Origin of the sequence: Gimesia sp., from assembly GCF_040219335.1 — a bacterium.
Taxonomy (GTDB): Bacteria; Planctomycetota; Planctomycetia; order Planctomycetales; family Planctomycetaceae; genus Gimesia.
The window spans coordinates 113,322-135,797 of the sequence record NZ_JAVJSQ010000010.1; the positions used below are offsets into that span (position 1 = coordinate 113,322).

Annotated in this window: 20 protein-coding genes; 6 read left to right on the forward strand and 14 right to left on the reverse strand. The window is 50.1% G+C overall.

The window, feature by feature from the left end; genetic code table 11:
• Nucleotides 1–107 precede the first annotated feature (107 nt).
• The 13 genes from RID21_RS09585 to RID21_RS09645 all read right to left on the reverse strand — a co-directional run bounded on the left by RID21_RS09585 (nucleotide 108) and on the right by RID21_RS09645 (nucleotide 16,306).
• Complete coding sequence (locus tag RID21_RS09585) at nucleotides 108–2,957, reverse strand: LamG-like jellyroll fold domain-containing protein (protein ID WP_350188410.1); 2,850 nt, start codon at nucleotides 2,955–2,957, stop codon at nucleotides 108–110.
• 15 nt (nucleotides 2,958–2,972) lie between these two features.
• A complete protein-coding gene (locus RID21_RS09590) occupies nucleotides 2,973–3,710 on the reverse strand; it encodes a hypothetical protein (protein WP_350188411.1) in 738 nt (245 codons plus the stop codon).
• Nucleotides 3,710–6,166, reverse strand: coding sequence for a hypothetical protein (locus RID21_RS09595; protein ID WP_350188412.1), 2,457 nt, complete (start codon nucleotides 6,164–6,166; stop codon nucleotides 3,710–3,712). The genes RID21_RS09590 and RID21_RS09595 overlap by 1 nt, the downstream gene beginning before the upstream one ends.
• 406 nt (nucleotides 6,167–6,572) lie before the next feature.
• Nucleotides 6,573–7,025: a hypothetical protein gene (locus RID21_RS09600; protein WP_350188413.1), complete on the reverse strand. Its 453-nt coding sequence runs from the start codon at nucleotides 7,023–7,025 to the stop codon at nucleotides 6,573–6,575.
• Nucleotides 7,026–7,082: 57 nt separating this feature from the next.
• Entirely contained in the window at nucleotides 7,083–7,976 is an 894-nt protein-coding gene (locus RID21_RS09605) for a phage tail tube protein (protein ID WP_350188414.1), read from the reverse strand.
• A gap of 17 nt (nucleotides 7,977–7,993) precedes the next feature.
• The gene (locus tag RID21_RS09610) at nucleotides 7,994–8,446 is read right to left on the reverse strand and encodes a phage virion morphogenesis family protein (RefSeq protein WP_350188415.1); all 453 of its coding nucleotides are present in this window, start codon (nucleotides 8,444–8,446) and stop codon (nucleotides 7,994–7,996) included.
• Nucleotides 8,383–8,652 carry a hypothetical protein gene (locus tag RID21_RS09615; protein ID WP_350188416.1) on the reverse strand — a complete coding sequence of 90 codons (270 nt, stop codon included), beginning with the start codon at nucleotides 8,650–8,652 and terminating at the stop codon, nucleotides 8,383–8,385. Before RID21_RS09615 ends, RID21_RS09610 begins: the two co-directional genes overlap by 64 nt.
• Nucleotides 8,649–9,101 (reverse strand): hypothetical protein, encoded by a 453-nt coding sequence (locus RID21_RS09620; protein WP_350188417.1) that lies wholly within the window; start codon nucleotides 9,099–9,101, stop codon nucleotides 8,649–8,651. The genes RID21_RS09615 and RID21_RS09620 overlap by 4 nt, the downstream gene beginning before the upstream one ends.
• 337 nt (nucleotides 9,102–9,438) lie before the next feature.
• Nucleotides 9,439–10,101, reverse strand: coding sequence for a head-tail connector protein (locus RID21_RS09625; RefSeq protein WP_350188418.1), 663 nt, complete (start codon nucleotides 10,099–10,101; stop codon nucleotides 9,439–9,441).
• A 342-nt stretch (nucleotides 10,102–10,443) separates the two neighbouring features.
• A complete protein-coding gene (locus RID21_RS09630) occupies nucleotides 10,444–10,956 on the reverse strand; it encodes a hypothetical protein (RefSeq protein WP_350188419.1) in 513 nt (170 codons plus the stop codon).
• 59 nt (nucleotides 10,957–11,015) lie between these two features.
• Nucleotides 11,016–12,290 (reverse strand): phage major capsid protein, encoded by a 1,275-nt coding sequence (locus RID21_RS09635; protein WP_350188420.1) that lies wholly within the window; start codon nucleotides 12,288–12,290, stop codon nucleotides 11,016–11,018.
• Between the two features lie 88 nt (nucleotides 12,291–12,378).
• Nucleotides 12,379–13,326 carry a hypothetical protein gene (locus tag RID21_RS09640; RefSeq protein WP_350188421.1) on the reverse strand — a complete coding sequence of 316 codons (948 nt, stop codon included), beginning with the start codon at nucleotides 13,324–13,326 and terminating at the stop codon, nucleotides 12,379–12,381.
• 1,678 nt (nucleotides 13,327–15,004) lie between these two features.
• Nucleotides 15,005–16,306 (reverse strand): aminotransferase-like domain-containing protein, encoded by a 1,302-nt coding sequence (locus tag RID21_RS09645; protein ID WP_350188422.1) that lies wholly within the window; start codon nucleotides 16,304–16,306, stop codon nucleotides 15,005–15,007.
• A 241-nt stretch (nucleotides 16,307–16,547) separates the two neighbouring features.
• Here RID21_RS09645 and RID21_RS09650 point away from each other — a divergent pair, with 241 nt between their 5' ends.
• Nucleotides 16,548–18,182: a sodium:solute symporter family transporter gene (locus tag RID21_RS09650; RefSeq protein WP_350188423.1), complete on the forward strand. Its 1,635-nt coding sequence runs from the start codon at nucleotides 16,548–16,550 to the stop codon at nucleotides 18,180–18,182.
• On the opposite strand, the gene RID21_RS09655 is transcribed toward RID21_RS09650, so the two are convergent.
• Entirely contained in the window at nucleotides 18,179–18,715 is a 537-nt protein-coding gene (locus tag RID21_RS09655) for a hypothetical protein (protein WP_350188424.1), read from the reverse strand. The two genes, RID21_RS09650 and RID21_RS09655, sit on opposite strands and share 4 nt — an antisense overlap.
• Nucleotides 18,716–19,053: 338 nt before the next feature.
• Between RID21_RS09655 and RID21_RS09660 the strand changes: the two genes are divergently transcribed.
• The 5 genes from RID21_RS09660 to RID21_RS09680 all read left to right on the forward strand — a co-directional run bounded on the left by RID21_RS09660 (nucleotide 19,054) and on the right by RID21_RS09680 (nucleotide 22,442).
• Entirely contained in the window at nucleotides 19,054–19,299 is a 246-nt protein-coding gene (locus tag RID21_RS09660; protein WP_350188425.1) for a helix-turn-helix domain-containing protein, read from the forward strand.
• A 94-nt stretch (nucleotides 19,300–19,393) separates the two neighbouring features.
• On the forward strand, nucleotides 19,394–19,978 hold the full coding sequence (locus tag RID21_RS09665; protein WP_350188426.1) for a hypothetical protein: 585 nt from the start codon (nucleotides 19,394–19,396) through the stop codon (nucleotides 19,976–19,978).
• 45 nt (nucleotides 19,979–20,023) lie between these two features.
• Nucleotides 20,024–20,269: a carbon storage regulator CsrA gene (gene csrA, locus RID21_RS09670; protein ID WP_350188427.1), complete on the forward strand. Its 246-nt coding sequence runs from the start codon at nucleotides 20,024–20,026 to the stop codon at nucleotides 20,267–20,269.
• Between the two features lie 198 nt (nucleotides 20,270–20,467).
• Nucleotides 20,468–21,382: an ERF family protein gene (locus tag RID21_RS09675; protein ID WP_350188428.1), complete on the forward strand. Its 915-nt coding sequence runs from the start codon at nucleotides 20,468–20,470 to the stop codon at nucleotides 21,380–21,382.
• 13 nt (nucleotides 21,383–21,395) lie between these two features.
• Complete coding sequence (locus RID21_RS09680; protein WP_350188429.1) at nucleotides 21,396–22,442, forward strand: ParB N-terminal domain-containing protein; 1,047 nt, start codon at nucleotides 21,396–21,398, stop codon at nucleotides 22,440–22,442.
• Nucleotides 22,443–22,476: the final 34 nt, after the last annotated feature.

Genomic DNA, 22,476 nt, shown 5'->3' on the forward strand with positions numbered 1-22,476 from the left:
CGTCGGGCGTAATGCCGTGGGAGCGGGAATAACTCGCACTCACGATCTGCTTAATGCCCGGATAGAAAACCGAGCCGACACCTTGGTGAATCTCGCTCATAACGTTCCTATGTCGTCGCGCTGAAGGTCAGCTTGAAATCTTTACCCATGAAGAGCGTGCTCATGTCACCGCAGTTATGGAGCTGGATCACCGGGCTGGCGATGCTACCGGACTCGTCGTAGACCTCCGAGTCGTCGCTGTACTTGTTGATCACAGTGACGGTCTTAGGCCGGGCGTCCTGATCGAAGACCAGCACCGCATCCCCGGACAGATTGACCGCTGCGAGCGTGCCGGTGGAGTTGTAATTCACCAGCCCCGCAAGGATGTTGAGCACCGTATGTGCGCCGTCGTGAATGGTGGTGGTGCCGGCAGTCTGCTGGAATGATGTGGTTCCAGAGTTGATGTCGAGCACCCCACCTGTTTTGGTGATGTTCGTGACGGTCACCCCGGCCCCGAGATAAACCGTCGTATCGTCGGTCGCATCGTCGAAGAACGCCTGACGGAGCGTTGCGACGGTCGAGACCTCGGTCGGGTAGTAAGCGACGCCGAGCGAACCACGGTTGACGTTAATCACGTTGCTGGCGTGGGTCCCCAGCAGCAGGATCGGCGGGGTATTGCCGTCGGGGCTTTCCCCGGAATCGGTGATCAGCACCGTGGATTGAACCGAACCGAGATTGATCTTGATTCGCTCCGAACCGTCGCCCTCTTTCTCGCCTATGAACAGCTCTGTCGCCCCGATCTTGAGATAGGTTTCCCGGTATTCGTAGTAAGAGCTTTCAGTCCCACCATCGGTGTTAATGCGGGGAAGGCCGATGGTGCCGGTGAAAGTCTGCTCGATGTGCAGCGCCGCCAGCGTGACGGCGGACTGATCCAGGCCGTAAAGGATGTCAATGTCGCTGTCTGCGATGTAAGGGGTATCTCCATTGACAGGCACCGTGTTCGTATTCCAGTTGGCCGCGACGTCCCAGTTGTTCGGGCCTGAGTTCGGGGTTGTGGTGGACTGTGACAGCGGGGTGACCGTTGTTTCTACGGTTCCTGTCGGGTCTGTGACACCTTTAGTGGTTTCTGAAACAGACATCACCAGGCTGGAAGTGTCGATCTCCAGCAGTTCAACATTCGTCACGGATAGAGCCCCGATGAATTCCACCACCAGTGCCGTTCCCGGCCAGTCGCCGCCTGTCACACTGACATTGCCAGATCCGATGGTTGAGATGGATTCAAGCAGAGCCTCTGCTTCCGCTGCGGTTGCGTCGTAAGGGATGTCGACACCGACCCCCTGGTAACTGACATTCACGCTGCCAGATGTGGGAGATCCTGCCAGAGTGAGGGTTTGGACTTCGTTTTCACCGGCGTCAGGAAATGGGTACTGATCTCCGTCCCCGCTGTTGTAGAGAGCCTGACATTCCGAGATTGACAGGGCGTCCGAGAACAGAGCAAGTTCGTCGAACCAGACCGCGTACAATGCGCCACCACCGTAGAGGCGGAATACCGCGCTTGACTCGGAAGGTGTGGCTCCTGTTGCACTGACAGCAGCGGTATCGAAAGCCGCGCCGTTCAGGCTGATTTTGATCAGGTTGTTGTCTGGGTCGTAGACGCATGCCACATGGTTCCAGGTGTTTGCTGAGACCGATCCAGATGAGGTTACCGTAAAACTTGTGGAAGAGTCACGCCTATAGAAAGTTAATGTTCCGCCACTATTTAGTGTGACGCTCCAGTCCGTGGCAGAGGCTGCATTTCGCTCTACGAGTTTCCATGTGTTGAGGGAATCTGCCTTGAACCAGAACGCGCAGGTAAATCCGACGTCGTAGTTCCACTTGGCAAAATCGGTGTTACTTGTATTCCTGAGATAGGTGGTCCCGGTGGAGTCAATCCACAAGGCACTGTTTATTTTTCCTCCCGGCGCGATATAAGCAGGCAGACCGGACCCCGATTCAGAAAGTGAGATACCTTCGATACTGTCCGTATAGTTGCTGTCAAAACTGAAGTAAGCATAGATCTTCTCCAGCAGCGTACTGCCCCCAGCGGTCGTCTCTGCGGCTGATCCAGTCACCCCGGTCAGGCTGGACGAATCCACCTGCAGCAACGCAACGTCAGTTCGAGCCAGCGCCCCCTGGAAGGTTACTGTGACATCGGTCCCCGGCAGTGCTCCACCACCGCAAGAAACAGCGCCTGCAGGAATAGAGACCAGTGCGAGCAATGCTGTTTCAATCGTGGCGGCGCTGGCGTTGTAAGCTATGTTTCCGGTCCATTCTCCCACGAATTTCAGGCGAAACGTTCCGCCACTTGGGTTGTTCGGACTGGTAATCGTCTGGATTTCATTCACCCCACCCGTCAGACCAGATACGTCGATGGTCATGATCGAGACATTCGTCCCGGCCAGAGTTTCGGTGAATTCAACGGTATAAGGCCCCCCGGCGGATCCAGTCACGGTGAAATCTCCGGAGCTGTAACTCGCCAGCCCTTCGAGAGCAGACTCAACTGTCGCTGCACTCGCGTTGTAGGCGATGGTGGTTGTGGTCTCGCCGTTGAAAGTCAGGGTGAACGTACCACCCGTCGCTGCGGTTCCGCCGAGTGTAACCACCTGCTTTTCGTTATTCCCCGATCCGATGGAGGTGGTGACGGCGAACGGCTTACCGGCTGTTCTCGACGTGAGGTCGATGGTGCCGTCTTCCTCGTCGTTGGCTTCGGTGCCGACTGAGGCGATGATCTCCGCGAATTCAGGGATTGTCGAGGCGTTCCAGGCTGCCACGAGTTCAGCCACCACAGCGGCTTGAGTCGCCCCAGTGAGCGTCACTGCCAGCGTTTTATTGCCGATGGTGAAGTTGACCGTCTGCCCCGCTTCAATGTCCGTGGGGATGGAGACCGTGTCGATTTGAGCCACAGCGGGGGCGCCGCCGATCCAGATGGGTGAAGCCATGATACCACTCCTTTGTTATGGTGCCGCTGGGAACGGCTGATTGCGTTCGAATGTGTAATTCCAGTACACCGGGTACTCGAACTGTGTGTTGTTGTATCGGCGGGGATTTCCGTAGCGGATGTTCCGGCGATCTACTTTTTCATAGGCTGCAAGATTCGATTGCGGCGGGTCTGGTGTCGGGCAGAACCCGATTCCCGATTTCATGCCTGTCTGCTGAGCCGACACGACACTCGTCTCTGTGAGTTGCTGTTTCTGGAATCGCCCCGTGAGCGTCGGTAGATGGCCGAACGTGGGACCGCCGGTTCCAGTGACCGACAGGCTGGATTCGTAATTGATGATATAAGGGTTTCCCGCCGTGCCGTTCACTGCCTCCGGGTACAGGAACGCACCATCGACAACCAGTGAGTAGTGCCGACGATTCACCAACTCGCCTGGTGCGTCCCCCTGGGGGAAGTGCGGCGGAACAGCGACACGGATTCCGTAAGCAGTCGACTGGTTCAGCATCTGGTGGATCACCGTGTCGCCAATCTTCCAGACCAGGTTTTTGTTCGGCTCCCTGTAAGCGTTCTCCAGACTGTCCATCGCGGTCTTCAGTGCTGTCAGCGAGTCGGCCTGCATAATCCCGGTAATCGACCACGTTTCGATATAACCGAACACGTACCCCGTCTGGTTCTCAAGGCCCCGACGACTGACGTTAACGTTAACCTCGTTGTCGGCGTGCTGGTAGTTGCCGTAGCTCAGGGTTACTGCCATTAGTCGTTCCCCCCCAGTAACGCGCGGTAACCGGCTGCCTGCTGGGCACGCCGCTCAAGCTCTTCGATAAGTTGACGATATGAATCGGAATTCGTATCACTAAAGTTTCGCAGCGCTTCGATCAATGCAAGGGTGTCCTGCGCGTTGGCATCCGCGACGCCATTGATCGCAGCGACCGCAGCGTTCCCGCCACCGCCCCCCTGGTTCTGGGGGGCATTGCCGCGATCTGGTGCCACAGGTGGTGTGTATTCGACCCCCGCCTGATCTGCGCGCATTCTGGCGACGCGGTCCGTGACTTCTGAGAGAGACTCCATACTGCTTCGGACGCGGTTCATCTGCTGTGCCATCGCATCCCTCGTTTCCCATTCCTTGCGGATCGACTCGGCGAGCTTCGCGCGTTTTTTGCTTTCGTCCTCACGGGCGTCGACGACACTCTTTTCGGTATCTCTGAAACCACCGAGAGCCCTGATCGTTCCGGCGTCACCAGCGGATCTATTCGCTCGGTATTTCTGGGCGATCTCAGCCCCGAAGGGGGTCTCCTCGAGCTGCTTGATCTCACGGAAAGTCAGCTCCTGTTTGTTACTGACTTTCTCCGCGATTGACCGCAGGTTGTTTTTCTTGACTTCGTCGAGTCGGTCGAACTCCGCGAGCTTCGATTCGCGGTCTGATACAGCGGCTTTCTCGGCAACGGTCGTGCGCTCCTTCGCTGCCTTAAGTTCCTCGTGCACTGTTTTCACAGCATCCTTATGCTGCTGGTTCTGTGTTTTCAGGAGGCTTAGCCGTGTTCGGGCGGCGTCAGCGAGCTGAGCTTCCTTGTCGCGAACGTTTTCATGGTGCATCAGTTGCAGCTTGTTATTGTACGCCTCTTGACGATACATCGCTTCGAGCTGCTTTTGACGGTTCTCCTGTGCAGCAGAACGGGCCTGGGCCACTTCGTTAGCCGCGTGGATCTCTAGCTTCTTCGACTTCTCCAGATCGGTTCCCGCTCCCATTGCGATTTTCTGGCGACTCAGAGATGAATATGCGGAATCCTGAGCGAAGCGGAACGACAGCTGATCCCGCTGGCGGTCGCGAATCTCCTGATTGCGGACCTTGTTCTTTTCAAGTTCTTCCAGACGTTGCTCGGTGACGTTCTCTGCTGACCACATGTCGCGAAAAGCACCGTAAGTTGAAGTAGCTGCATGGATCGGTGACTCAGACGCACTGGATGACAATGGATTCAGACCTCGTAAGTACGCACCGAAGCCCATCTGCTGCGGACCAACCATACCTTCGCCGGACCCGATGAAGTTTCCGCCACGGACGAGCCGGTTGACTCCGCCACGGAGTTCCATCAAACCTGTTCCTATGGCTGTACCCGCTGCCAGCAGTCCGCCAGCCCCGCCGAGTGACATACCACCGATTCGACCCAGCAGGCTGCCGCCCATCCGAAGAACACCTCTCCCAGCCCCGACAATGCCGCTACCAGCGCCACGCAGGGCGCCGCCGATCGTTGTTCTACCGATCCTACCGAGGATACCTTTCCCAGTCTGACCTGCCGCACTGCCTGCACTGCCGAATCCACGTGCCCCGAAGTAATTCGCAGCAATATTACCGATGGTCTCCAGTATTCCACTACCAGCCTTTGTCGCAACCCGCTCGCCCGTTTCTTCAGCAGCTTCTTTCGCAACCCTCTTCATTGCAATGTGGTTTGCTACTACACCGCCTGCCACGGCAGTTTCACCTGCCGCTGCTGCAGCGATACCTGCGGGAACAGGAGCTGCTGCCAAAAGTGCTTGCGTCTTGGCTAGTGCCTCTTGCGATTCCCTCATCGCGACAATCGCCTCGCGGCCTTTCCAGACCAGCTCGGTGAATCCTTTTAATGCTTTGTAGCCCACTTCAATTTTCTGGAAGCCTTGCTCAAATTTCTTGAAATTCTCATCGCTCATCAGACCTAGATTCGCCAGGCCTTCCGTGAGGTCCATCATTCCCTGCAGAGCAGCGAGTCCAGCTTCAGTTGCTTTTTGTTGTGATTCAATCTGTTTTTTGCATGCTGCTTTCAGTTTTTCAGAAGCCTTGGCTTCGTTTTCCAGGCATTTCTCACGTTTGTCTGACCTTTTTTTTGTCTTATCAGTCTTCGCGTCTTCCAGGCTCTCCCAGATCTTTCTCATTCTTTTGGTGATTTTTTGGAGCTGACTGACAACCTTTTTATTCGTTTTCTGAGTTTCTTTAAGGCTTTCCTCTCCCAGGCGATTAATTGAGTTCAAGAGTTCATTATTAAACTGTTCTCGTTTTTTCAGTTCTTTCTCAGAGATTTTAACGCGAATATCTGCGGCAGCCTTTGCCGCCTTGATTGCCGCTGTTTCTATCTCTGCGAAAGTGTTAATCATTTTCCCGGCAACACTCTCGTTCTTAGGGTTTGCGACCAGGCTTAATTGAATAACAACATTCCGTTGTGCTTCGGCTGCTTTAATCATTGTGATCTGTTAGCTCCCATCAGCGCGACCAATTCTTCAAATCTCTTTTTCTCGCTAGCCTGATCAACGGTCCTTTGGATCAATCGGGCGTTCCTGCGGACAATTGGATCATCTGGAAATGATCCGACAGCTTTACATTCGAGATAATGCAAGTATGCCTGAATGTTTCTGTGGGTTAATGTATTCTGTTTCTCTGGTGTTCCTTTCGGACACCCAGAAGGAGTTTTGCAGAGTGGCAGATGCTTTTGATGCCTGAGATTTGGCCTTCCATCTGCCCTGCCATTATGTGTCTCAACTTTTCCAAAACCTTCAGTACCAGGTGTGTCGTTGTAGGCATATTTCAAACAGTGGAGACAGTCGCGCACTGCAAACTGCGGGTAGAGTAAAATCAACTCTACCCCGGCGATCAGTTTTTTGCCTGTTCCGCCGTTTTATTACCCGATCCATCCGACTCTCCAGATAACAGTTCATCAAAATTCAGGCCGGACTCGTCATTTAACTCCTCTTGAGACTCATCTACATCATCGTCGCTACCATCAAAGCAGGTCACGATATTGAAGAGACGGTCTTTCAGTGGTTTTTTTATTCGTTTTAGGTTTTGAGCATTGATTGGAAGTGGGGAGCCCTGGTGATCCTGCAGGTCCCACTCAATAAGCTGTCGCATTAAAGTCTGATCTACAATTTCGCCTTGCGCTTTCGCCGATTTTTCGAAATAATTGTGCATCAACGCCCGTACCGATTCCGGGAGTACGGGACGATATTGAAACCGTACGGTTTCGTGAACGTTTTTTATCTCTTTGATCAAACCGTTTTCTGTGTAACCATCTGGAATATAGGCCCTGGCCTGTGATGTAGACATTTCGCGTTTTTCCTTTTCTCAGATCAAGAAATGCATGAGATAATTGATATGCCGTGTTCACGCATGTGCGTTAGTGACAATGAGACTGGGAGAGCTGCCTGCTTTGCGAACCATGCCTTCCAGAGGTAATCGAGTAACCTGCACCTTAGTGGTTCCGGGAGTTTTTGATGGATACTGAATCGTACCGAACGTAAACGTCAGGATGTTGCTCGTGATTTCGGTGTTCGTAAATACCAGTGATCCACCCGCGCCGGTGAGATCCTGTTTTATTAAGTCCAGGTTTTCCGTACTCCAGGGGTGATTCGTTGAAAGTGTGATGACTCGATCCAGTAGTGGGAGGTCCACCCGCGTGAGATTATTCTCAAATCGTTCTGTATCCAGCTGGTTTTCAATTGTGAGGCTGAATTCACTAAACTCGCGAGTATCGCTTTGCAGGGTAAGGACGCCGTCTTCAAAGCGATATGGACTTTCGGTAGGTGTTGCTAACGTCGGAAAAGTACCCGCATTTCCTTCTGTTTCGGTTTCGGCTTCGATGTCAAGCTCGATAAAAACCATCTGACCAGACGAACCGGTAAATGTCGCGCGAGCAATTCTACAGCCAGAGTATGTGTAAACTTTTTCGTCTCGATCAACCATCATGTAGAATTCCGGAAGCGAATCTTCCAGGCCGAATTCATTTGAACTCTCATCACCACCTAAGATCAGCGGTAGCAATGTGTCGAGAGCTAACCGGCTCGCTGCCAGTTTAATAGAGCCGCTGCAGCGTTTCTGGCCCAGTCTGGTTCGTTCAGCGAGATGCTCGGTCGTACCAGTCGTGCCTCCTGTCTCGTCGATCGTCTGCGTTTCAATGAGCGATTCTGAATCAATGATTTCGATGGGGATTGAACTGGTATCGAAAGGAAGGGCAGAGTCGATCGCCACACGCGTAAAAGTTCCGATTCCTAAAGTCATGAATTGTTTCCTTATTATTAAATAGCATCTATCACAGTCATTATGTGGTTACCCAGCTTTTCGACTGCGGAATCCTGTAAGTCCTCGGAGATACCCATGAAAGGACGAGCAGGAATTGTTGCAGTTCCGTATTGGTGGAAGCCTGCGTAATAAACACTGGTCCCTAACAATGTTGAATCCTGTGTCACTGTTTCAATAGGTCCTGAGCTGTTCGAGATGATGCTCTGCATCAGCTTCCCGGTATCGATCAGAGGACGCATGCCTGGGTTATGCCCGGGAGGTCTGGGATGTTTCAGAGGTGCCCAGGCAATCCCACCAGGTGATTGACTATCTAAGAAACTCTCACCCAGATCACCGGCAAGATCATCATTCCACTTACTCAGGATGTCTGAAGCTTGAGATTCCGCTAATCTTTGGACGACTCCGTTGAGGAATCCGCTGAGTTCGCTGGTTGTAATTGTTTCAGGCATCGTGTATGGTCCTTGATTTTTTTAATATTGAACCCAGCCAGACTTTGCACATCACTGCTTGTGAACTGATTCCGATTCGTACTGATCTGATCAGCATAGAGTTCGACGGCCTCTGAAACATTGCTGGTTTTAAAACGCAGGCCGCCAAAGACATTCGTGCTGACTTTGATAAATTCTGCTGCTTTCACTTCAATTTCATAACTCATTCGCGTGTCTCCCAACTGATAAACCACAGTGTGATCCCTGCATGAAATTCTCCCGCTTCGAACCAGCTGGGGTCGACAACCAGCCCGGGAGCGACGTAACTATTTACGATTGTGTCGACGCCTGCCAGACGTGGTGTGCGAAACTGTTTCAGAATGGCTTCATACCAACTCAGGTACTTGTTTCGATTGGCTGTCTGATTCTGGTTGTCTGCATCAACGATATAGATTCCTACCTGGTATTCGATCTGATCTCTCAAATTTGTACCTTGTGCAGGATTATGCCTGGGTGTTCCGGCTACAATCAGAATCGCAGGAAAATCGGCAGCCAGAAAATTTCGAGTAGAAGGAACTTTCTGGATATGCACATGGTCATTGGCAATGTCAGTCAGATTTAGGTTTTGAATTTCTGACTGGACGGTCGTGAGGATACTTTCAATAATCGCAGTCATTTCTCTCTCCGACAGATACATCGCCAATGTGTTCGTAGGCGGACACGGGTGACTGACCTTACGGTGTAGACCAGACTATTCTGATCAGTGATCGTGTCCCCGGTTTCAATCTCTGCCCCACTTAATAACACATTGGGGATGTTCCAGACGATCCCCTCATGAGTTGAAGTCACGAGGCCTTTGGCTACGTCATTTCGAGTAAGATTTCTCATCCAGGCATGAGAGACTGTAGCCGAAGAAATCGAATCATTATTCACTCCACGTCTGGTAGTTAGCGTGATCGGTTCTGTTCCTGGAACTTTCAGGTAGAGCAAGTCCAGTTGTTGTTTAGACACCATCAGAGCACTACCTTCCGATATCGTGACAGGGATCCTTTGATGGAATCCAATAGACTGGCTTCAGATTCCGATCCAGTGAGGGTATAGCTGAAATCCTCGATGGACTCTGAATGAATTCGCCCTGCATGGGTGCGTGATTCCAACATTGCAGTGACCAGCCTGTTTGTCGCAAACTGGATATCCGCTGGCACGGTTTCCCATCCCGCGATATAAGCGACTTTGATATTTCCTTTTCCTCTTCCAGGAGAACTGGCAAGTTGTCCTCTTTGAGTCTTTTGAGGACGATTCCAGTCTGTACCCAGTCGGTAGAGAATTCCGCTGTCACTCACTTCTGTTGTTGAAGCATTATTCTTTCTTAGAACATAATCCGTCCCTGATACCAGCAAACTGGATTCTGGAAAGGCATCTGTACCATCTCCGTAATACCCCTTGGGATCTATTTGAACTGATGTGACAGACTGTACCGGACTCTGGTTCAGAACCAGGATTGGGGTTCCGGTCCCGCTGTAATACTCGGTGTAACTCGCCTGTTCAATTTCCCGCTGCAGGTAGCCTTTGACCAATTCCTCTGCCTGAGAAATCAGCAGATCTATCACAGAGTCCAGCGATGAATCACTGATACCCTGTAATGTTTTAATTGTGGTCTTAGTCGTCCAGGTCATATTTCACAGCCTTCTGTGGGTGTACGGGGAGTATTTGGTTATCAAGTTCAATTTGGAGCAGCAGGATGCAAAACAGTTCATTCCTCTTTTGTCGTTTCGGTTGTAGAGGAAGCGTGAGATGTCAGTCTGGTCTCATTTCTATTCTGGTAGAATGCCTGAGCGAACTCATACGATTTTCTGACATAATGTGTTGCATCAAATCCATGATGCGTCGTTGCACACATCTGTATAAATATCTGCTCCGCCAGACTGTCTATTTGAGTGTCTCTGGAAGATTGCCTGGTACTGCGCGCCATGGAGATCTCTCCTTAAAGAAATATGACGAAACTGGTAAGAAGAGAGTCAGGCAATTGCGGAATTCCTGATTTCATTCACATATCCGGCTCCCTGCAGAATGTAGAAGCCCGTTCCAAGCTGTGCATTACTTCCGACATCTGCAACATCGAACGAAACGAAAGTGAAGCCGTTATCTGTGTCCAGATCGGAGGCCAGTACTTCGATGGCGATTAACGACTCATTTTCTGCAACATCAATGGTTGCTGAGTCATAACTGGCGTCTGCCGCTTGTTCGACCAGAGTGAACTGGCCTATGGCGTCGATGTCAGTCGCACCGACTTTGTGCCGAATTCGGGTGAAATTCAGGGCTTTCGAATTTCCAGAAGAGGCCGCATCATGTTGTTGCGCTGATATGACCGGGTCATCGCCGGCAGTCCCGATTGAAGCCAGCAGGACGAAAACGCAACGTTCATAGTTTTGAAGATTCACCCGATCTCCCGTATTGACAGCCGTAGAAAGGTCAACTGGCATGAAGGCGGGGATGATATCATGCGATTCTAAGAATTCCTGATTGAACATTTAATTAAATCCTTTTTAGTCAGGTAGAAAATTATCAATGTAAGGTTTGGAAGGCTGGATTAAGATCGAGTAGCCAGAGTGACGAAGCTGGACTGTGTTGCGGTCCCTTTGTAGGGAGTCAATGGCTGAGTTTCCCAGGGCTTGCCATCAATTCGCATGATAAACCGCAGTGCCAACTGGTCGGTCAGGAACTCGACGTGCATTGATTCTGCCTGTTCAATGCCCCCTTTACTGATGGTGATGTAATCATCCAGACTGGCGAGCATGATGTCTCCTTCGGTGCCGAGCGTCTCATTGAACTCAGTGGGAATCACAGGCCGTCCCATTAAAGTCGCGTAAGATGCCTCTGACACACCGGAAGGCGGCATATAAACTAACTGGCCTCCAGCGGTAGAAACTCCAAGACTCATTTGATGAAGTTGTGGTTCAGTGTCCTGATTGATGAACCAGGCAGAATTTTTGCGAGAGGAAGCCCGCATTCTGCTCCACATATGCAGGATGTTCTCAGCGACAATACTGTTCGCTGCCTGGCCGGATTCTTTGGGAATCGTTACCCGGGCAGATGATTGCATGATTCCAAGCGGTTTTCCGACCCCATTTCCATTGAAGATGGATTCCCCGAGCATGAATTCCATTTCTTCAGTCACTTTTTTATTGACATACGCTTCGAGTGCCAGGCCGTTATCGTTGATAAGCTCTTCCGTAAGATAAACCAGAACAGCCAGCTTATTGAGTTTTAAGGTCGTCTCACCGAGCTTGGGAGCCGCACCCGTAAGAGGATCTCCCTCTCCAACCCAGTAGGCACGCAGACCACCAGCGCGCGAACCGTCAGCTCGACTGGATTCTGGATCCGTTGGGAAGGTCATATTATTACCGGCAACCTGGTAGTGGTCGGTCCGACTGAAAATATCGTTCTGGTAGATGTGCGTCAGAATCTCCTGATGAAATTCAGGTAAGATTGCAATTCCACCATCCGCTCCAACGACTTCCGACATTCCCTGGATGGCTTTGCACTTTCCCCAGGAGTTCTTTGTTTTTGAGATTAGCTCGCTTCGATCTTTGAAACCGCAGCGAATAAATTCTCCGAAAGATTTAAATTCGGAATAGGGTTGATATCCGCTGGGAAAAGTACGCATTGATTTGATGCGTTGTTGCTTTACGTTTTTCGAGCTGGTGGAGTTTTCTTCCTCCTGTTCCCAATAGCTGGTCAATCTGCCCTGTGCATCATGCCGAAGACCACTGATATCGGGGGAGTTTAACTGATCCACACTTTTGGTGAGACTTTCGATGTTGGAAGAGAGAGACTTTACTTTTTCCTCAAGCGTATCAGACATATGAATGTCCTTTCTAATAGAACGAGGGGTGACGATGGTGGTTTACAGAAAGCAGCCACTGCAGTTTCGTATGTATGAGACTGTCAAACTACTTTTTCTGAGCAGGTAGTAGATCGCAGATTTTTTGTTGAAGTACCGCTAGTGATTTCGAAAGTGCCTCAACATGCCCTTCAAGTTTCTGATTACTGATGTTGACTGGTGCCTCATTTTGTAACTTGATTTTCATCAGGATTTCCTCCATCAACTGGCGCTGATCGCTTGAACCTGTCAGTGTTTTGCAATTCTGAAGTTGAGTCGAGCCCATCCTGTTTGTGAATCGGTTTAGTTGTGTCTCCTTAAACAAAAGCGGAAACTCTGAGTTGTACGGGCTTTTTATTGAATCAGGACTCTGAGGAGAGTGCTCAGAGTCACTCAGGGAGGGGAGATGCTTATATATTTTTTGATAAAGTTGATTCAGATCATTCTGTTCGTCTTGAAGTGCCTGAAGAAAAGATTTCAGACGGTGTTGAATTCGTTCGTTTTCCAGAATTGCTTCTGTTGAATTCACCTGTTCTGTTAGCAGACTGATCGAGTCTGAAATGAATCGAAGCAGTTGGGCGCCCAATGGCAACCGCTGGTTTTTGTCTTTAACCTTTACTTCCGATTCACAGGTTTCTTTAGATGCAGACTTAATTGAGATGCTCTGCGATTCTTTTGGAGAATCGGAAAGTGGTGGATGATGAGCCTGTTGAGAGGCAGTCGAATTACTGTATCGACTGATTTCGATACTCGTGTTATTTGCAGCAGACCAACCTGGGATTGAGATCTGGTCAGCAGGTAAAACTGCCTGAAGTGACTTCAAGAGCGGTGCGGTGATTTTCCGGCCTTCGATAGTCCCTCGATCGAGTGTTCGAGCGATCGCATCAGGGTTGACTCCCAGTGCCCCCCAGGACCACTCAATCAATTCCCATTCTTCGAGAATAATCCCCGAACCTGAATTTGATGTCTTTCTGATTGCAGACTTGATGGGCAGGGCCCGCACAGATGTTGCTTTCACCAGGCCTTCTGCGATCAGGTGGAATATCTGTAAAGATTCCAGACACTTGTCAGTAAAAAATGAAGTGGCTGTAATTTCATGATCTGATACATCCAGAGCGAGTTTGCCGTCGGGCTGCTGACATTTGGCAATCGGGCGTGTGAGTTCTCCCAGGCCATGTTCCCAAAGAACGACTGGGTTGTTGCGATAATTCTCGAGATGAACACCCCGAGGTACGATTACGTCACCTTCTCGGTCTTCGCGTGGAGTGTTGATGACAGCTCGCGCCGACATCAGTCGTTCATCTACAACTGGTTGAGCTTGACAATGGAGTGAGAGGTCAGACGACTGATCAGCAAAACTGCAGAAGGAACCGAATTTCTGTGTTCGGTCTTTAAGAATCGTCTGTAAAGGAATGTCCGAATTTGAAGTATTCACAGTTTGCCCCGTTGAGTAGAACTATTTATTTGCGACAGGGCAGTGTTTTAAGGTTCGGCTCCACGGGGTCAATAAGATTCGATTCGGTTTTTTCTTTTTTTATTCCAAGACGGTTGGTGAATGATCAGTGTCTGGTTTGGCCTACGCTGTGTGCAGGAATCGATAGACGAAAGAGATGCATGGCATGCGAAGAGACTCTTTAGCAGCAAGATCATTTTACACTCTGAATTCTTTCAATAGGTAAAGAGAATTCAGAGTAGTTGTCTTAAATCTGAGAGTGCTGAATAAGCTGGCTCAATCTGCAATCTAATCGGACTAAATAGCAGAGAGCCGGATGAAAGACTCAACTTAATAGGGACTGACACACCTGATAAATCGAAAGAATAATGGAGCGATCAGGCAGCCCGTTTGTGGGATTCAGAATTGTCAGAGACTCTAGCTGTGTCAACTGAGGTGCCCTCTCGTGTTTCAGAGGCAATTCGATTTGAGTAAATACGATCAATAAAATCTGGAAATTGATTCCATGCTCCGGGGGCCTGATTCCAGATCATGGCGATTTTACTGAAGAATGTCATTTCGTATCTGGCTATCACCAGACTCTGGATCGTGTCATTGGGATCCAGATCAGAAGCCGTCCATTGTCGAGAACAGAGGTCATAGGCAGGTTCGCCGTTGCGACCGTTAGAAGGAATATCATACAGGATCGCCAGCTCATTTGAGGTATTCAGTTTTGCCGGAAAGCAGCGACACGTTTGAGGGCGATTTTGATAGATTCCGCAGCGGCCCAGTCCTTTGGGATGCTCATCATCGGGAAGGCATTCCATCAGAAAACGGCATTTTGTAGTTCCGGGGAAGGAACTGCTGGGAATGTGCTTAAGGCAAATCACGAAAGGAGTTTCAGGATCGTCCTCAAACAGAAAATGAGGTGCCAGGTTGCGTGAGATTAGTCCTTCGGTGTCTTCCCAGCGGCAGGCGAAATCCCAGAAATTCAAGTTCTGGCGATGAGTGAAATGATGGATGTCTGCACCGGAAATCGGAACCGCAAAAGAGCGACAACAACCAGAATGGCAGGAATCACAAATACCCATTCGTTTTTTAACTTACCAAGAAGGAGTTGGCGAAACTGAATATAGACACATGACTTTGGACAGGGAATAATCCTGTCGTTATAATCGGCGCAATCGGCAAACTCGCTTGAGCTTATTCGTGATTCAGTACTCTTTGGAAAAAAAAAGCCAAACAAATTACTGTGTAACTACCGTCAGGAAAGAGACTTAATGGCGTTGGACAGTCGCTGCATGCCTTCCCGAATTCCTTCCGGGTTTTGAACACCAAACGTTAACCGCATGTGATTTTTTTGTGGAGCCAGTTGTTCTTCGGCCGGGAGACCTTGATCAACAGCATAAAATAATTCGCCGGGAACGTACATTACTTTCTCTCCATGAACAGCGCGTTCGAATAGTGGACTTTGGAACCCGGTTTCAATTGACTCAGGCAGGGTCATCCAGACGTAGAGTCCCCCATTTGGATGTACCCAATGGACTCCAGGAATATCTGAAAAATATTCATCAGCGGCTTCCAGCATGCAGTCTCGTTTTTCGCGATACACGTTTTGGAGGGTTGCAACGTGGTCGTAATATAAATGATCGCTCATCACGCGAGTTAAAATATGCTGACTCAGATTCGTAGATCCAAAGTCATCATTTCCTTTCTTGTCACGTATGGCAGCGCAGATTTCAAGCGGGGCAACTCCAAAACCCACTCTTAACCCGGGGGAAAAACTTTTGGAAAAAGTTTGCGTTAGAATCACATTATCTCCAGAAGGATCAAAGCTTCGTATACTTGGGGTCACAGGCCCGTCATAACAGAGTTCCCGATAGGCGAGGTCTTCCAGGATAAAGATACGTTGTGACTTTGACCACTTGCGTGCGATTTCGACGATCTGTTGTCGGCGATCAATCGAAAGGGAGAGACCGGAAGGATTTTCATAGTCGCTAACTACGTAGATCATCTTGACTTTTGTCAGGTCACCCTGGGACTCCAGCATGTCGAGGGTTGATTCGAGCGAATCCATTCGCATACCGAATTCATCGGTTTCTACAGAGACGATTCGCGCTCCCAGTCCCTGAAGTACACCCAGAAAGACAAAATAGGTCGGAGCTGCAACCAGGCAGATATCGCCGGGATCGAGCAATATCTCACCAACCAGAGACAGATACTGCTGTGAGCCTGTGGTGGCAATGATGTTATCCACAGTGATTCCCAACTCGTCAGCAGGCTTTTGTTCCAGATTAGATAAATGGGACAGCAGTAATGTTCTTAAAGCGACAGATCCTGCCGTCGTTCCATACTGTAATGCTTCCAATCCCATTTTCGGATTGGCGAGCAGGCTCTCTAGAGCTTGCCTGGTAGATTCTACAGGGAGGCTTCCCTGGTCGACCAGGCCTGCTGCCAGTGACAGAACCCCCGGATTTTCTACACCCTGCTGCATGAGAAAACTGATGGGTAAATCGTGGCTCCAGGTTCTTTTTTTACTGAAACTGATATTACTGGGCGTGGACATGGTGCATAGCCTCTGGGAAATGGAACTTGCTTTTACCCGCAAATAAAGTTTGAATCAGCACATTGGTATAGAATTCAGCATAATCTTGATCCTCATGATTTACCATGAACTTTGAGGTGACTGAATTGAAATCAGGGTTCATTGTCAGCATACTGAAATAGAAATTTGCCTGAAGCCAGGTCTACTGCGGCTCACTCTACCTACTGATGCTTAATTCGTATTCAGAGCAGGAAACCACATCTTGAAATTGTTTATTTCCATTGCGACTTTGTCCATCGTCTTTTCTCTGAATACTCCACTTTCGGCAGCAGAATCAGCTGCTGAGCCCTTGCCACTTAACACGGGCTTGCATCCGGTCGACTGGATGATCATAGCCGTTTACGCAATTCTCACGATATTTCTGGGCTGGTATTTCAGTCGAGGACAGGAAGATACTTCTGAATATTTTGTAGGCAGCGGTCAGATGAATCCGTTTCTGATTGGTGTTTCACTCTTTGCCACACTCTTGAGTACAATCACTTATCTCTCTACTCCAGGAGAAATTCTGGGAAAAGGGCCCGTCTATCTGGTCAAAGACCTGGCAATGCCTTTCATTTTCATCATTGTCGGTTACGTGATGTTGCCGGTATATATGAAAAGTCGGGTTACCAGTGCATACGAACTATTGGAAGAAAAACTGGGGCTCGGCATTCGTATGCTGGGAGCAGTCATGTTCCTGGGCTTGCGATTAATCTGGATGTCGTTGCTGGTCTATTTGACAGCAAAAGCGATCACGACCATGTTGAATGTCGGAGAGGAGTGGATTCCCTATATCGTTCTGGGTACAGGGTTGGTAGCCATTATTTATACATCCCTGGGGGGCTTACGTGCTGTAGTCATCACCGATTTAATTCAGACGATTCTATTGTTTGGCGGAGCCTTGCTGGTGATTGCCACTATTACTTACCACTTGGGGGGCTTCAGCTGGTTTCCTACTCAGTGGGACTCTAACTGGGATACACAGCCATTTTTCAGTACTGACCCGGCGACACGCGTGACTTATGTTGGCACGTTTTTGTCAATTCTGATCTGGTATGTTGCTACCATGTGTGGAGACCAGGTTTCCGTGCAGCGATTCATGTCGACCCGGGATGCAGCGGCGGCACGACGATCTCTGGCTATCCAACTGACCGTTTCAGTGGTTGTATCATTGACTCTGGCGATGGTTGGTTTTGCGTTGCTGGGGTATTTCAATGCGTTTCCGAGTGAAATTCCTGCCGGTATGGAGCTCAAAAAGGATGCGGATAAATTTTTCCCACATTACATTGCAAATCATCTTCCCGTTGGAATATCAGGGTGTGTTGTGTCAGCGATGTTTGCAGCAGCCATGTCCAGTATCGATTCCGGTGTGAACTCCATCACAGCGGTCGTAATGACGGACTTTTTGGATCGATTTGGTTTCAAACCTAAAACAGAACGGGGACATGTTTTATCAGCACGTCTGCTGGCACTGGGAATTGGAGTCATCGTGGTTCTGTCCAGTTCATTGATGGGAAGTATTCCAGGAAACATCACTGCTGTGACGAATAAAACTGCGAACTTATTGACCACTCCTATTTTCTGTCTCTTCTTTTTTGCTCTTTTCGTCCCCTTTTCCAGACCCGCCGGCGTACTGGTCGGGACAGTATTGGGAACTACGACTGCCGTGTTGATTGCTTTTTCGGGACCTATTTTTATCGAGAATTATACATCTGATATGCCTGATCCGATCAGTTTTCAATGGATTGCGCCGGCCGCGGTTTCAATAAATATCGCCAGCGGTTGCCTGGTCAGTTATCTCATCGCCAGTGCGCAACAAAAGAAGTCGGGTGCGCAACGGGATCTGACTTCCGATTAATTTGCCCCATTCACCAACGCGGAATCAGCACGCAGGTGTAAAGCATCCATCAGATTTTTTCCCGATGGTAGACTGGGGGCCGTAGTATGATCCTCTGTTTGTGATTCAGAGTGTACAGGTTGCTTTCGGTCGGCGCTGACAATTTGGTTTCCTCCATTTTCTGGACCAAGAGGTGGTAGTCCACGGATCGCCCGCAATTCGTCTACTTTGATAATCTGGGCTCGAATATCTGTCGCCAGACGCTTTTCGAGCAGATCTGGATCATCAATTTGGGTCGCTTCAATTTCGATGGTCAGGTTCCTCCCGAACTGGGGGGCGAGATGCTCGGTATCATCTTCCGCCAATAAATCCAGAATGGGTTGAACAGTCAGAGAAATGAACTGCTTTAAACTGGCGTAAAAAGCGGCATAACTTCCTCCGTCTGAGATACCTGCAGCAATTCCAGGGACTCCATGTAAAGCCAGAATCGCATCTCTAAATTCGACGAATGAGGCGTTGTCATCCTGTCGAAATCTGACGACAAATACTGACATTGCACATCTAAAAAAACTGCTTCACATCCCCTGATCTTCCCACCCATGAAGACAAGTAGCGACATTCAGCGAAACGCGGTTGCTACCTGGGCTGCTACTTTTCCAATTCTCATCCACTCAGGCACACCCAAAATTAAAAATCAAAAAAACTGAAAAACATTCTGTGACGTTATCTTACGTGAGCGTGCGCTTCCGTGACTTTACATGACGTTGTGTGACGTGACCCATTTAACCGCTTCTCCGGTGATGCTGAACCGGATTGACGCTCCTAAAAATGAGTGTATCTTTCCTCGTGTTGTGAGTGACATTTAACGACTGGAAAGGAAAGCGAGTCAGAAATGACAACAGCAACTGAAAGCCCGGCAGATAAAAAATATGGATACACTTTCGGCTGTGATGGTGTTGTTGATTACTCGACAGCAGCTCGCATGCTTGGCGTCTGCAAACGGACTGTTGAGCGATATGTAGAGAACCAGGATGAGTTCAAGCGTTTCAGAGTCGGGCGTCATCCAGGCAAGAAGAATCAGAAGTGTGTGATTTGTCGTCGGTCTCTCAATGACTACATACGCTCGATAGAAAAATGATGCTCACCAGCTGAGCGAACCGCTAATTTTCAAAACTACATTTTATTTTCCGGGATCGGGGTACGCGCTGATCCAAGCCGAAAGGGGAGAACCAATGCTGATTTCAAAAGAGATGTTTGATATCGCCCGGGTGGCGGAGAAAGAACCGAATGAACGCAACTCAATCGATTGTGTGAGGTTTGAAACGGATGGTCTCCGCAATGAAGCGACGGCAACGAATGGCCGATGTGCCATTCTCGTGAAGTGGCCAGCGCTGGAAGAGACTGAAGGGGCAGAGCTCTATCTGATCCCCGCTTCCGATTGCCTGCAGATCAAACCAGGCATCAAGCGATTGGGCAAACTGGCAGCCGCCCGGGTGTCTGACTCCGAAGATGGATTCACCCTGTTTCAGGACTTCAATCTGATCGGGTCTGTCTTCCGCAGCCCGACCACAGGCAGGCCGTTTCCCAAAGCCAGGAAACTGATTGAGGATCGTGTCTATTCAGAGAATTCGGGGCCGTCTCATTCATTCAACATTTCACAGCTCAACAAACTGCTATCCACCATCGAAAAAGTCATCGGTCCTGATGAGATCGTTGATTTGCAATTCGACGAGAGTGAAGGCGGTGGCACGGTACTGGTAGTTACCCATCACGGAACGAAGATCATTGAATCCATCCTGATGGGCATCTCTTCGTAACCGTTTTTTCAACATCCATTTTTACGCAATTTTCAAGGAGGAGTCATGCTGGTTCTGAGTCGAAGTCGAGACGAAAAGATTTTCATTGGGGACAACATCACGGTCACTGTCGTGGATATCCGGGGCGATAAAGTCCGGTTGGGGATCGCCGCACCGACCGACATTCCCGTGCATCGTGAGGAAGTTTACGAAGCGATTAAGCAGGAACAACGGCTCAAAGCCGAGCAGGAAACTGATTACGAACGGATGTGGCGTGAATGGGCAGAAAACAAAGGCAAACCGTGCCAATGACTGGACGGTGGCAATAAGGCTGCGACCGCTACTGCAAGAAGCAACTGGCCACGACGTCAGAGCGGAGCCCCCAGGATGCGGGGCATTTTTTAACACGAGGGAGGTAACCAGAAATGAAATACAGGGGATCAGGCAGGGGCGTTCGACGGCGTTGCCACTGCGGTACTTACTACACATTTTATCGGAGATATCAGAATCATGAATGCACCAGCTGCAGCCTCGGATCACTTAGAAAGCGTAACGAAAAACGGACACGGAATCAGCCAGAGTCAATCGATTCAGGAGATATCGAAAGCCCTGTTCTCCGTCCAGTCCCAGATGATGTCAGTGACAAAGGATGCTGACAACACTTTTTACCGTGCCAAGTATGCAACCCTGCACGCTGTCTGGCAGACGCTGCAGCCATTGATGAAAGACGCTGGCCTGGTGGTGATGCAGAGCTCCGGGGATGCAAGACCGATTGTGATCCAAGGAAAGACATCCGAGCAGGTTGTGTTGTTCATTGATTTCTTTACCAGGATCACTCATTCAGAAACTGGGGAATGGATTCAATCTGTCACAGAGTTCCCCCTCGGGAAAATCGATCCCCAGGGTTACGGTTCTGCGATGACCTACGCACGGCGGTACTGTCTCTCCGCGCTGATGGGAATCGTGGTCGACGATGACGACGACGGAAACGCCGGCAGTGGAAAGCAGCCTCCCCAGAATCAGAACCGGAATGGTTCCCAGCCTCCACGACAGGGGCAGCAGCAACAACGCCAGCAGCAGCCCGCGAATCAACAGCAACGGCAACAGCCCCAGACTGGCCAGCCGGGGCCGTCCAACCAGGCACCACCGAACCAACCGCCCGCCGGTCAGCCACCAGAGCAGCCGACCGCACTGCAGCGACTAGGGGCATTCCTGAAACAGGCAGGCTGTAACGGCAAGGATGATGCCAATCTGCTAATCGATTTCGTGGCCCCATCACACAACTGGGAGACGGTTCAGAACGAGGAAGTTGCCCTGTTCGTGATCAACCTGGTGAATGAGGGAATCACCGCTGGACGTTTCACAGTTCAATCCGTTTTACAAACTGCGCGGGCGACTGAAGACGCTTCCGCGACATTCAATTAGGACGTAACCAACGATGCGGATCAACGATATAAAAATCGACGAAGAATTCAGGACGCTCTGTCCAGCCCTGTCAGATGATGAGCTCAATCAGCTGCGGGAAAACATCGTGAAGGATGGAGCGTTTCACGATCCCATTACCGTCTGGAAGTCTGACGAAGGCCCCATTCTGGTTGATGGGCACAACCGACTTTCCATCTGGTTCAGCATGACCATGGATCAGCGGGCCCGGATCGCTCCCCCTGAGATCAATGCGATTGAGTTTACAGACCGTGGAACGGCTCACAACTGGATCATCAGCACACAGCTGGGACGGCGGAATCTCGACGGAAAACAGAAGGCCTACCTGGTCGGTCTGTGGTATCGGGAGGAAAAGAAAAACAAAGCCCAGAATCTGAAACAAGGCAAAAAGCCCTCAAAATCCCCGAGACGACAAAATGACGCTTCGGGAAAAACGTCAGAGAATATCGCTCAGCAAACCGGCCAGAGTCCGCGGCAAGTCGAGCGGGATGCGGCATTCACAGAAGCGGTTGACACGCTGGTTGAGAACGTCGGGCCGGAAGTCAAAGACGAGATTCTGACCGGCAAAGAGATCAGCAAAAACAAGGTAATGGAGATTGCCCAGCTACCAGCAGCGAAACAGAAGGCAGAGTATGACCGTGCCATGGGCCGGGGCGAGCCAGCCGGGGGAATGAATTTCAACCCGGAAGAGTGGGGCGGCATGGAGCCCGCAGAGAATCCGGTCGTTCCTGCGGATGTGGTCACCAAGCATCACATAAAGGAAATGCAGGCTCCCTGGCGTGAAATCCAGAAGATCAAGATTCAATTGAAAAACGCGATTGAGAAACTGCCCGAAAGTCCCGCCGGTCCCTGGTGTAGTGAAAACCAGATGGCTGACATCATGGCCTGTTTCAACAATCTGTTTTCCACGATCAACCACCGAAAACCGGTCGAAGTCTGCGGACACTGTGGCGGGAAGAAATGCGACAAGTGTTATCAGACGGGAGCTCTGAACAAAGACCTGGCCGACACGCTCAAAGAAGGTCAGGCAGCGACTGAGTAGAAACATATTTTTGAAGGATGACCGGAGGGTTGGA